The organism is Marivivens sp. ABH4_498 (genome assembly GCF_056160585.1).
Genome location: NZ_JBSWXL010000001.1, coordinates 611,828 through 623,947 on the forward strand (window position 1 = coordinate 611,828; position 12,120 = coordinate 623,947).

At 55.9% G+C, this 12,120-nt stretch carries 12 protein-coding genes and 1 tRNA gene; 11 read left to right on the forward strand and 2 right to left on the reverse strand.

The features are described from left to right. The first annotated feature begins 5 nt into the window (after nt 1-5). From sucD to ACXAGA_RS03205, 9 genes are all read left to right on the forward strand, one after another. Entirely contained in the window at nt 6-893 is an 888-nt protein-coding gene (gene sucD / locus ACXAGA_RS03165; protein WP_475116053.1) for a succinate--CoA ligase subunit alpha, read from the forward strand. A 99-nt stretch (nt 894-992) separates the two neighbouring features. Continuing rightward, nucleotides 993-1,721, forward strand: coding sequence for a hypothetical protein (locus tag ACXAGA_RS03170; RefSeq protein ID WP_475116054.1), 729 nt, complete (start codon nt 993-995; stop codon nt 1,719-1,721). Nucleotides 1,722-1,730: 9 nt separating this feature from the next. Continuing rightward, nucleotides 1,731-4,700 carry a 2-oxoglutarate dehydrogenase E1 component gene (locus ACXAGA_RS03175; RefSeq protein WP_475116055.1) on the forward strand — a complete coding sequence of 990 codons (2,970 nt, stop codon included), beginning with the start codon at nt 1,731-1,733 and terminating at the stop codon, nt 4,698-4,700. A 3-nt stretch (nt 4,701-4,703) separates the two neighbouring features. Continuing rightward, nucleotides 4,704-5,912, forward strand: a complete 1,209-nt coding sequence (odhB, locus tag ACXAGA_RS03180) for a 2-oxoglutarate dehydrogenase complex dihydrolipoyllysine-residue succinyltransferase (protein WP_475116056.1) — start codon at nt 4,704-4,706, stop codon at nt 5,910-5,912. 59 nt (nt 5,913-5,971) lie between these two features. Beyond that, nucleotides 5,972-6,496: a hypothetical protein gene (locus ACXAGA_RS03185; protein WP_475116057.1), complete on the forward strand. Its 525-nt coding sequence runs from the start codon at nt 5,972-5,974 to the stop codon at nt 6,494-6,496. Next, entirely contained in the window at nt 6,493-6,906 is a 414-nt protein-coding gene (locus ACXAGA_RS03190; RefSeq protein ID WP_475116058.1) for an MAPEG family protein, read from the forward strand. Before ACXAGA_RS03185 ends, ACXAGA_RS03190 begins: the two co-directional genes overlap by 4 nt. Beyond that, nucleotides 6,906-7,592, forward strand: coding sequence for a hypothetical protein (locus tag ACXAGA_RS03195; protein WP_475116059.1), 687 nt, complete (start codon nt 6,906-6,908; stop codon nt 7,590-7,592). The genes ACXAGA_RS03190 and ACXAGA_RS03195 overlap by 1 nt, the downstream gene beginning before the upstream one ends. 99 nt (nt 7,593-7,691) lie before the next feature. Continuing rightward, complete coding sequence (lpdA, locus tag ACXAGA_RS03200) at nt 7,692-9,080, forward strand: dihydrolipoyl dehydrogenase (protein WP_475116060.1); 1,389 nt, start codon at nt 7,692-7,694, stop codon at nt 9,078-9,080. Nucleotides 9,081-9,242: 162 nt separating this feature from the next. Then, nucleotides 9,243-10,082, forward strand: coding sequence for a tellurite resistance TerB family protein (locus ACXAGA_RS03205; RefSeq protein WP_475116061.1), 840 nt, complete (start codon nt 9,243-9,245; stop codon nt 10,080-10,082). On the opposite strand, the gene ACXAGA_RS03210 is transcribed toward ACXAGA_RS03205, so the two are convergent. Continuing rightward, nucleotides 10,079-10,729, reverse strand: a complete 651-nt coding sequence (locus tag ACXAGA_RS03210; protein WP_475116062.1) for a GntR family transcriptional regulator — start codon at nt 10,727-10,729, stop codon at nt 10,079-10,081. The genes ACXAGA_RS03205 and ACXAGA_RS03210 overlap by 4 nt on opposite strands. A 30-nt stretch (nt 10,730-10,759) precedes the next feature. Further along, complete coding sequence (locus ACXAGA_RS03215; RefSeq protein ID WP_475116063.1) at nt 10,760-11,449, reverse strand: M48 family metallopeptidase; 690 nt, start codon at nt 11,447-11,449, stop codon at nt 10,760-10,762. A 106-nt stretch (nt 11,450-11,555) separates the two neighbouring features. On the opposite strand from ACXAGA_RS03215, the gene ACXAGA_RS03220 reads away from it, so the two are divergent. Both ACXAGA_RS03220 and ACXAGA_RS03225 read left to right on the forward strand, forming a co-directional pair. Continuing rightward, nucleotides 11,556-11,879 carry a TIGR02300 family protein gene (locus ACXAGA_RS03220; protein WP_475116064.1) on the forward strand — a complete coding sequence of 108 codons (324 nt, stop codon included), beginning with the start codon at nt 11,556-11,558 and terminating at the stop codon, nt 11,877-11,879. Between the two features lie 106 nt (nt 11,880-11,985). Beyond that, nucleotides 11,986-12,061, forward strand: a tRNA-Ala gene (locus ACXAGA_RS03225). Nucleotides 12,062-12,120 lie beyond the last annotated feature (59 nt).

Sequence of the window (12,120 nt, forward strand, 5' to 3'; positions counted from 1 at the left end):
GAACAATGGCAATCCTTGTTAACGAAAATACCAAAGTGATCTGTCAGGGCTTCACCGGCTCGCAGGGTACGTTCCACTCGGAACAGGCAATCGCATACGGCACCAAAATGGTTGGCGGTGTGACCCCAGGCAAAGGCGGTCAATCGCATCTGGACCTGCCTGTGTTCAACTCGGTTCACGAAGCAAAGCACGTGACCGAAGCGAACGCATCGGTGATCTACGTTCCTCCGCCCTTTGCGGCAGATTCGATCCTAGAAGCGATCGACGCTGAAATGGAACTGATCGTCTGCATCACCGAAGGCATTCCTGTGTTGGACATGATGAAGGTAAAGCGCGCGCTGGCAGATTCCAAATCGCGCCTGATCGGCCCTAACTGCCCAGGTATCATCACACCTGACGCATGTAAGATCGGCATCATGCCTGGTCACATCCACCGCCGTGGTTCGGTTGGCGTTGTGTCCCGTTCGGGCACTCTGACATACGAAGCAGTGAAACAAACTGCGGACATCGGTCTGGGCCAGTCGACTGCTGTTGGTATCGGCGGCGACCCAATCAAAGGCACCGAACACATCGACGTGTTGGACATGTTCCTGGACGATGATGAAACCCAGTCGATCATCATGATCGGTGAAATCGGTGGTACCGCAGAAGAAGAAGCTGCAGAGTTCCTGGCCGAACAGCGCAAAAAAGGCCGCTGGAAACCAGTCGCAGGCTTCATCGCTGGTCGTACTGCACCTCCAGGCCGCCGCATGGGCCACGCTGGCGCGATCGTCGCTGGCGGCAAAGGTGACGCGGAATCGAAAATCGAAGCCATGAAATCGGCTGGTATCGTTGTCGCTGATTCCCCAGCAACTCTGGGCGAAGCAGTCATGAAAGCGATCAAAGGCGAATAATGCGCCCGCGTGCCCAACATATGTTCCTAGCAGCCGAGGCCCCGCGCCCATCGGCTGCTATGGCATGGGCACATACACCCATTGGCGGAGGCTGCTGATATGCGTGGCCTTCGCAACTTTTTCCAGTTCAACGCGGATCGCGATACGCTTGCCCCTCGGGTTTTTGTGATGCTGATCGCTGCGCTGGGTCTGATTTTACTTAGCTCGTTTGCTTATGGCGCAGCCGACACCGATCCGTTGTCGCCGCCATTTGACACCTGCTATGTGCCTCTTTCTGGTAAAAACGCCTATCTAGCAGGCCTACAGGCCGAAGGCTGGACCGATGCGAATGATCGCATCGCCGCAATGTCCCGCCTGATTGATGCGTTTTTGCCGATCAATGCACCTCAGCCAACCGATTGGGCTGGTATGATGGACTATCGTTCGGGCGCTGCGGCGGCTGATGCGATGACACTGATGAACGGCCGCGCCATTTTGGAACAGGACGGCGCGACGCTGCTATTGGCCGGCTATATGGTGCCCGATGGCCGTCTGCAGGTCGAATGCGCGATTGCGCTGGCCGATGACCGCCTGACCAATGATTTCTTTGAAGGCACCGAAGCCGACATTGGCCATGACGCCGATGAAGAACTGAACGCCGAAGAAGACCACGACCACATCGATCTTAACGGGTATCGTATGGTGACCTATTCCGGCATCGTCGAAGGTGACGACGCCGAAGCGACGATCTACGTCATGCAACTGGTCCCAGAATCCGATCCCGTCCCGCCCCTTGCCGCGTCTAACGGAGTGTTGACGCGACTGACTTTCCCCGCCCCCTCGAACTGAGGTTCTATCATGAACGATCAATCCCCTAACGACGTATTCCACGCCTCGTCCTTCTTGCAGGGACATAACGCCGAATATATCGAACAGCTTTACGCAAAATACGCCGAAAACCCCGGCGCTGTTGACGAATCCTGGCGCGAATTTTTCGCGGCTTTGGGTGACGCAGCGGTAGACGCCAAGGCAGAGGCAGCAGGCCCATCGTGGGCACGAAACGATTGGCCGCCCGTGCCAAACGACGATCTGACCGCCGCATTGGACGGCCAGTGGCCAGCAGACCCCAAAGCTGCAGGCGACAAGATCAAATCGAAAGCTGCAGAAAAAGGCGTTCAGATCTCCGAAGAACAAGTGCGCAGCGCTGTTCTGGATTCGATCCGCGCCCTGATGATCATCCGCGCCTACCGTATCCGTGGTCACCTGATCGCTGATCTGGACCCACTGGGCATGACGGACAAGACACCTCACCCAGAGCTGGACCCAAAAACCTACGGCTTTACCGATGCCGACATGGATCGCCCGATCTTTATCGACAACGTTCTGGGCCTAGAAGTCGCGACGATGAACGAAATCATCGCGATCGTCCGCCGCACCTATTGCGGCACCTTTGCCCTGCAGTACATGCACATTTCCGATCCAGAGCAAGCTGGCTGGTTGAAAGAGCGCATCGAAGGTTTCGGCAAAGAGATCACCTTTACCCAGAATGGCCGTAAGGCGATCCTGAACAAACTGGTCGAAGCCGAAGGGTTCGAAAAATTCCTGCACGTGAAATACATGGGCACGAAACGTTTCGGTCTGGACGGCGGCGAAAGCCTGATCCCAGCGATGGAACAGATCATCAAACGCGGCGGGGCGTTGGGTGTGAAAGACATCGTTATCGGCATGCCACACCGTGGTCGTCTGTCGGTTCTGGCAAACGTGATGTCCAAACCATATCGCGCGATTTTCAACGAATTCCAGGGCGGCTCGTTCAAGCCTGAGGACGTTGATGGTTCGGGCGACGTGAAATACCACTTGGGCGCATCGTCCGACCGCGAATTCGACGGTAACGAAGTTCACCTATCGCTGACCGCAAACCCATCGCACCTAGAGGCGGTGAACCCAGTTGTTCTGGGCAAGGCACGCGCGAAAACCGATCAGATGAACGACCCAACCCGTCACACCACCCTGCCGATCCTGCTGCACGGTGATGCGGCATTCGCAGGTCAGGGCGTTGTTGCGGAATGTTTCGGCCTGTCGGGTCTGAAAGGTCACCGCACCGGCGGCACGATCCACATCGTTGTGAACAACCAGATCGGCTTCACCACCGCTCCACACTTCTCGCGTTCGTCGCCCTATCCAACCGACATCGCGCTGATGGTCGAGGCTCCGATTTTCCACGTGAACGGCGACGACCCAGAGGCCGTTGTCCACGCTGCGAAAGTTGCGACCGAATTCCGCCAGAAATTCCACAAAGACGTTGTTCTGGATATCTTCTGCTACCGCCGCTTTGGTCACAACGAAGGCGACGAGCCGATGTTCACCAACCCGGCGATGTACACAAACATCAAAAAGCACAAGACAACGTTGCAGCTGTACACCGAACGTCTGGTCAAAGACGGTCTGATCCCCGAAGGCGAAATCGAGGATATGAAGGCCCAATTCCAAGCTATGCTGAGCGAAGAGTTCGAAGCAGGTAAAGAATACAAGCCGAACAAAGCAGACTGGCTGGACGGTCGTTGGTCGCACATGGACCGCCAGAAAGAAGGCAAATACCAGCGCGGCAAAACCGCAGTGAAAGAAGAAACCCTGAAAGAGGTCGGTAATGCGCTGACCACCTACCCAGAAGGTTTCAACATTCACCGCACCGTTGCCCGTCAGTTGGACGCCAAAAAAGAAATGTTCAACAGCGGCACCGGTTTCGACTGGGCAACCGCCGAAGCATTGGCATTTGGTACCCTGCAAACCGAAGGCTACCCTGTTCGTCTGTCCGGTCAGGACGCGACCCGCGGTACGTTCTCTCAGCGTCATTCGGGTCTGATCGATCAGAAAACCGAAGAACGTTACTACCCGCTGAACCACATTCGCGAAGGCCAAGCGCATTACGAAGTCATCGATTCGATGCTGTCGGAATACGCGGTGCTGGGTTTTGAATACGGTTACTCGCTGGCAGAGCCGAACGCTCTGGTCATGTGGGAAGCGCAATTCGGCGATTTCGCCAACGGCGCGCAGATCATGTTCGACCAGTTCATTTCGTCGGGCGAATCCAAATGGCTGCGTATGTCCGGTCTGGTCATGCTGCTGCCGCACGGTTTCGAAGGCCAAGGCCCCGAACACTCGTCCGCACGTCTAGAACGTTTCTTGCAGATGTGTGGCGGTGACAACTGGATCGTGGCCAACTGTTCGACCCCTGCGAACTATTTCCACATCCTGCGCCGTCAGTTGCACCGCAACTACCGCAAACCGCTGGTTCTGATGACCCCGAAATCGCTGCTGCGCCACAAACTGTGCGTATCGGACATGAAAGATTTCACAACCGGTTCGTCCTTCCACCGCGTTCTGTGGGATGATGCAGACAACGAAAAGAACACCGGCCGTTCGACCGCGAAACTGGTCGCTGACGACAAAATCAAACGCGTCGTCATGTGCTCGGGCAAGGTTTACTATGACCTGCTAGAGGAACGTGATGCACGTGGTCTGGACGATGTCTACATCCTGCGTCTGGAACAGTTCTATCCGTTCCCAGCGCAATCCATGATGCGCGAACTAGAGCGTTTCAAAAACGCCGAGATGGTCTGGTGCCAAGAAGAACCACGCAACCAAGGTGCATGGTCGTTCGTTGAACCAAACATCGAATGGGTTCTGACCCGCATCGACGCGAAACATAAACGTCCCGTTTACGCGGGCCGCGCCCCATCGGCATCGCCAGCAACCGGCCTTGCCTCGCAACACAAAGCCCAACAAGCAGCGCTGGTGAACGACGCGCTGACCATCGAAGGAAACTAAACCATGAGCATCGAAGTCCGTGTGCCAACGCTAGGTGAATCCGTCACCGAAGCCACCGTCGCCACCTGGTTCAAAAAGCCTGGCGATGCCGTCGCAGTTGACGAAATGCTGTGCGAACTGGAAACCGACAAAGTCACCGTCGAAGTGCCCTCCCCTGCGGCTGGCACTTTGGGCGACATCGTCGCTGCCGAAGGTGAAACCGTAGGTGTTGACGCCCTGCTGGCGCACATCAACGAAGGCGAAGGCGCAGCCCCTGCACCTGCCGCTGCCAAAGAAGAGGCCGCTCCGGCACCTGCTGCTGCACCTGCTGCATCCGGCGGCAAAGACGTCGAAGACGCTCCATCGGCGAAAAAACTGATGGCCGAAAACAACATCGCTGCGGCTGATGTTCAGGGTTCGGGCAAAGACGGCCGCGTCATGAAAGAAGACGTTCTGAAAGCGATTTCGGGCGGCGCATCGGCAGCACCAGCTGCAGCTGCGGCTCCACGCGCACCAGTTGCCGCATCGCAGGCAGAACGCGAAGAGCGCGTGAAAATGACCCGTCTGCGTCAGACCATCGCAAAGCGTCTGAAGGATTCGCAGAACACCGCTGCAATGCTGACCACCTACAACGAGGTCGACATGACCGAGGTGATGGCGCTGCGCAACGAATACAAAGACCTGTTCTTTAAAAAGCACGGCGTCAAACTGGGCTTTATGTCCTTCTTTACCAAAGCCTGTATCCACGCGCTGAAAGAAGTTCCTGAAGTTAACGCAGAAATCGACGGCACCGACATCGTTTACAAAAACTTTGTCAACATGGGCATCGCGGCTGGTACACCAACCGGTCTGGTTGTTCCTGTGCTGAACGACGCTGACCAGATGTCGTTTGCTGAAATCGAAAAAGCGATCGCAGAAAAAAGCGCACGCGCACGTGACGGCAAACTGTCCATGGCTGAAATGCAGGGCGGCACCTTCACCATTTCGAACGGTGGTGTGTACGGTTCGTTGATGTCGTCGCCTATCCTGAACCCTCCTCAGTCGGGTATCTTGGGCATGCACAAAATCCAAGATCGTCCAATGGCGATCAACGGTCAGGTTGTGATCCGTCCAATGATGTATCTGGCCCTGTCCTACGATCACCGCATCGTAGACGGCAAAGGCGCTGTGACCTTCCTTGTTCGCGTAAAAGAAGCGCTAGAGGATCCACGTCGCCTGCTGATGGACCTGTAATAAATCACTCGTCGGGGGCCACGCGCCCCCGACACCCCCACCATTTTTGGTAAATGCCCATGTCATCCCCCGACGATAACGCGCGACTGCGGGCAGAACTGGAAACACTGACAAAGGGTGTGGATTACTACCGCGATTGGCAAATTGCCCTGTTCAAACAACAGCACGGTAAGCACGCGGAACCGGACCTGACAGCGTTGGTGATTTCCGGGAAAGAATGGATCGACCTTTTTGATGAACAATCTGATGCCCGCGGCAAACGGTTTTTCATCCAAGAGGTTCAGAAATGGTACGCGCTAACGGCCAATGACCTGCGCGACCTGATGGACCAAGGAAACGATGTTGCCCAAAGCATCAGCCGTTTTCTGAACGATTTTCGTACCCATACAGGGTTCGATTTTTATGACAAAGCGGGGCTGATCCGCAAAACGGTAGACAAGGTTCTGAAGCGCGGCAAAGTGATAACACAAGGCGAATGGTCTATTCTGCAGGAATTGCAGGTCAGTGACCAATCATCGACAATCACGGGCGACGAAATGGAAAAAGTTACAGAACTCATGACAAAATACGAGAGCGCGAAATGACCCCCGAACTTACCGTTCTTGCCCTTGCTGGCCTATTGCAATTCGGTCAGATCGTTTTGATGGCTGTCCCTGCCAATATCGAATTGGGCACGGGCAAAACCTCCTCTCCGCGTGATCCGCAGAAAATGGACAAACCATTGATGGAACAGGTCAGCATCGGCACAGGCCGACTGCACCGCGCCATGAACAACCATTTCGAAGCGTTGATCCTATTCACCATCGCTGTTGTCGTTGTGACGATGGGTGATAAATCCACCGGTTTTACCGCAGCCTGCGCATGGGTCTATCTGGCCGCGCGCGTTCTGTATGTGCCCGCATATTATTTCGGCTGGCGCCCATGGCGCAGTGCCATCTGGGCCGTCGGCCTATTCGCGACCATGGCGATGATTGCATCTGCATTGGTGATGTAATGCAAGCCGCGCCGCTCGAAGACGAAATCAGCAAATTAGGGCGCAAGCTGCGGCTTAAGAACCAGCTGCTATCCATGCTGCTGACCGAAGTCGTGCGCAAAAATGGCCCTGCCTTGCCTGTTTCGGACGAAGGCGCGCGATTTGTCCCGATCGCATACGATTTAAAACCGAACGCCGTAGGTACGATTTTTTCCTTTGCTGGGCTGAGCCAAGAAGGGTCGTTTGCCGAATTCGAATTTCGCAAAACGCTGACCGATACGCCCTATTCCGTTGTCTACGTCAAAGACAACGAACAGACATGGTATCAAAAAGGCCTAAAGGGGCTGGGCGACAACCGTCATGACGCCTTTACCGCCTTTGCGTCTTTGGATCTGAACCTGCCGCGTCCGTGGATTTTCATTGGCAATAGCGCAGGGGGCTATGCGGCGATATTCGCAGGCTGGGTTGCCCAAGCGGACCGCGTTGTCGCCTTTGCGCCTCAGACCATGATCAATGCGCGGATTTTTCGGCACTATAGCGGCGAAACTCCGCATGCCCGTGGTTTTGACCTGAAAGATCCACAAAACGATCTACGGAACGTTTTGCCCTATTATCAGCCGTACCAACGAAAAACGTCTATCCGCAACAAAACCGGCGCGACAGCAATCAGGCGGAACACCTGTACGCGTTGCCCGGCATTGATATGATGCCTTTAGACATAAGATCACCCCATGTTGCTGCCCACTTGCGTGGCGAGGGGCGGCTAATTGAAACAATTTTAGAGTCGTAAATCCAAGGAGACAGCAATGTCCAGCTATGACGTTATCGTAATCGGCGCCGGTCCCGGCGGCTATGTCTGTGCAATCCGCTGCGCCCAGCTGGGCCTGAAAACAGCCGTGGTCGAAGGCCGCGACACGCTGGGCGGAACCTGCCTGAACGTGGGCTGTATCCCATCCAAGGCGCTGCTACACGCGACCCATTCGCTGCACGAAGCCGAAGAAAACTTTGCCAAGATGGGCCTGAAAGGCAAATCGCCATCCGTCGATTGGCCAGTGATGCAGGAATACAAACAGTCGGTCATCGACGGTAACACCAAAGGCATCGAATTCCTGTTCAAAAAGAACAAGGTCGATTGGATCAAAGGTTGGGCTTCCATCCCAGAAGCCGGCAAAGTCAAAGTCGGCGACGACGTCCACGAAGCCAAAAACATCATCATCGCATCGGGTTCCGAACCATCCTCGCTGCCAGGCATCGAAGTTGACGAAGAAACCGTTGTGACCTCGACCGGTGCGCTGTCTCTGCCGAAGATCCCGAAATCGATGGTTGTCATCGGCGCGGGCGTGATCGGTCTGGAACTGGGTTCGGCTTACAAACGTCTGGGCACCGAAGTGACCGTCGTGGAATTCCTGGACAAAATCACCCCAGGCATGGACGGTGACGTTCAGAAAACGTTCCAGAAAATGCTGCAAAAGCAGGGTCTGAATTTCATCATGGGTGCGGCGGTTCAGGGCGTTGAGACCAAGAACAAAAAAGCCAAAGTGACCTACAAACTGCGCAAGGACGATTCCGAAGCCACCATCGACGCTGATGTCGTTCTGGTCGCAACGGGCCGCCGTCCGTACACCACTGGTCTGGGTCTGGACGCACTGGGTGTTGAACTGACCGAACGCGGCCAGATCAAAACCGACGCGCATTACGCCACCAACATCAAAGGCGTCTACGCCATCGGTGACGCAATCGAAGGCCCAATGCTGGCCCACAAAGCCGAAGACGAAGGCATGGCCGTCGCCGAGGTTCTGGCAGGCCAAGCTGGTCACGTGAACTATGACGTGATCCCAGGCGTTATCTACACCTCGCCAGAGGTTGCATCGGTTGGCAAAACCGAAGAGCAGCTGAAAGAAGAAGGTCGCGCCTATAAGGTCGGCAAATTCAGCTTTATGGGCAACGGCCGCGCCAAGGCTGTGTTCATGGGCGACGGTTTCGTCAAAATCCTAGCGGACAAAGAAACCGACCGCGTTCTGGGCGCACACCTGATTGGCCCAGCGGCGGGCGACCTGATCCACGAAATCTGCGTTGCGATGGAATTCGGCGCAGCAGCCGAAGATCTGGCACGCACCTGCCACGCGCACCCAACCTTCTCCGAAGCGGTCCGCGAAGCGGCACTGGCTTGCGGCGACGGTGCAATCCACGCCTAATCCGTCAGGCACAGCAAAAAATCCAAAGGGCGGCCCACAAAGCCGCCCTTTTGTGCGCCTAGGCGACAGGTACAGCGCCAATTGCACGATCTTTCCCGACAGCTGCCCCATCAGCGCCATGTTTCACCAGCAATTGGGCATTGCAGGAATGAGGAAAAAGTTATGCGTTGTTTCGCAAAAACGCTGGCACTGGCCGCAGCAATGTGGTGCGTTTCGCCACAAACGGCACAGGCCGACGGTGTTATTACATCGGCGCCAAAGCTGACGTATCTGGCGCCAACGCCCCTATCGGATGAATCCGGGGCTACGCTGTCGCTATGTTATTTGGGGACGGCGCGCAGTGTGTTTGGCGTCGAAATCACCTATGCGGCGGAAAACTATGCGCTGGCATCCGATGAATGCAACGCCGCAGACTACACCGTCCCGACCGCTGAACAATTCGCACTATTCCAGCAAACAGGCGATTTCCCTGCGGCTTTGCCAGCCGAACCGCAAACACCTTTTGCGTATCGCCTGCGGAACTATTCGGTTTATGGCGCAATCGCCATTTTGGCCCTGCTTGTGGCCAGCATGATTATGCGCACCGCCATGCGCCGCAGTCTAAAATCGTCGAATAGCCGTGGGGATGACACCGCGGTACAGGTTCTGGCCGCCATGTGTTTTGTCACGACCGCCGATGGTCGGGATCATTCGGGCGATATTTCCACAATTTCGCAAACGCTGACGAAACTGACGGGCAAAAAATATAGCGCACAACAAATTCAGGACATTCTGGATTACACCAGCACCGACCCCACGGCGATTGACGCAATCGGCACGGACCTAAACCAAAGCGATCGCGAATTGGTCATGGAAGCCGCGCTGAGCATCGCCACCTTTGATGGTGAAATAAAAGCCCCCGAATACGACGCGGTCACGCAAATCGCCAAAATGTTGCAGCTGCCAGCAACGGACGTGCGTTCCATCCTGACACGGGTCGCCCAGACCCGCGCGGCGGCCTAACCGCGCAGCATTTTCAAACCTTGGGTCACGTCTGCCCGTACAGCCAACCGCAAACCGGGTTCATCCCCCGCCTTCAGCGCGCTTAGGATCAGTTTGTGGTGGGGCGGCGGTTCTTTTCGGTTCAGACGCCCATACAGCGCCCGCATCGTGGGCCCCATCTGCAACCACACCGTTTCCGCCATCGCTAGGATCGCAGGCGCCTGAGCGCGCAGATACAGCGTGCGGTGAAATTCTAGGTTCATCCTGATATAGCCCGACGCATCATGGCGCGCGACCATCTGACTGACGCCGCTATTGATCGTCTCTAACCGTTCGATCAGGGCAAAGTGCGCACGCGGCAACGCGCGGCTGGCCAATTCAGGTTCCAGCATCGCGCGCAGGGCGGCCAATTCTTCGATACGGTCATTCGATAATTCGGGCGTGGAAACGCGACCCGATGACGACAAAAATAATGCACCTTCTGCGACCAAACGCCGAACCGCTTCACGGGCTGGAGTCATGGACACATCGAATTGTTTGCCAATGCCCCGCAACGTCAGCGACTGCCCCGGCAGGATCTCTCCGTGCATGACTTGGGTGCGAAGTGCGCGGTAGACCCGTTCATGGGCCGCGCCTGACTGTTCGGATGGGCGTTGAGATGCGATCATGGCCCTATGTGATCACATCTACGGGCGCCGTCAATCGAAACGAATGCGATGCAATGCCCCACCGTGATCACGCAGCCAAAGACGCGCCGATTCAAAATCGGGGTACAGCCCGTGAACGACATCCCAAAATGCCGCGGAATGATTCATTTCGACCAAATGCGCGACCTCATGCGCGGCCACGTAATCCAGAATATGCGGCGGTGCCATAATCAGCCGCCAGCTGTACATCAGATCACCGCGCGATGTGCATGACCCCCATCTAGACCGCGTATCGCGCAATGTAATGCGACCGTAACTGCGCCCTAACTGGGCCGCGTATTTATCAGACGCAGCGGCCAGTGCATCGCGCGCATGCGTTTTCAAAAACCCCTGTAGCCGCGCACCGACACGTTCGGGATCATCGGGCACCATTAAACGGCCGCCATCCAACGCGACGCCCCGTTTGCCGTGCGGCGTAATTTCATAGTCCGTTCCGCAAAAAGGAATCACCTGACCAAATGCGGCCAAACGTTCGCCTTCTATCCCCGATAGATGGTCCCGAACCCAATTTTCACGGTCCCGTAGAAACGCCATTGCCTCGCGTTCTGGCACTCGATTAGGCAGAGTCATCGTCACACGGCCGTCCAAACGCGAAATTCGCAGGCTTAAACGCCGCGCGCGGGCCGATCTACGTAAACTGACCTCAATCGGGGGGTTGCCACCCAGAACAAGACGTCCCATATGGTTTTTCCTAGAATTCGTGTGTCAAAGGCTTTGACACGTCTAATAGCTTATGGCAGGTGGCATCATTCCACCGCAAGAGCGTGACAAGTTTAAGGGGATGACTATGCCCAAAGAAGAATGGGGTACAAAACGTGTTTGCCCGACTACTGGCAAACGTTTTTATGACCTGAACAAAGATCCGATCGTCAGCCCATACACCGGCGAAATCGTGAACATTGAGTCGTCCAAGACCCGCACCATGGTAGCGGACGCCGAAGACGCACAGACCAAGAAACTGAAATCTTCGGACGAAGAAGACGATCTGATCCTGGACGATGATGACGAAGACGTTGATCTGGGTGATGACGTTCTGGACGAAGACGACGATGACAACGTGTCGTTCGACGATCTAGGCGACGTTGCAGCCAACGACGACGACGATAACTAATTTTTCTGGCTCGGGCGATTTTGGTCTTGCACCCGTCCGAGCCCGATTATAAAGAACCGGAACAGCGACGGAAACGCCGCTGCCCATGGCGGAAACGCCAAAACGTGGGGCCTTAGCTCAGCTGGGAGAGCGCCTGCATGGCATGCAGGAGGTCAGCGGTTCGATCCCGCTAGGCTCCACCAAATTCCCCCCTTTTACACATCGTTCTATCTGGCATGTCGCTGGTATGATTACGCCTATG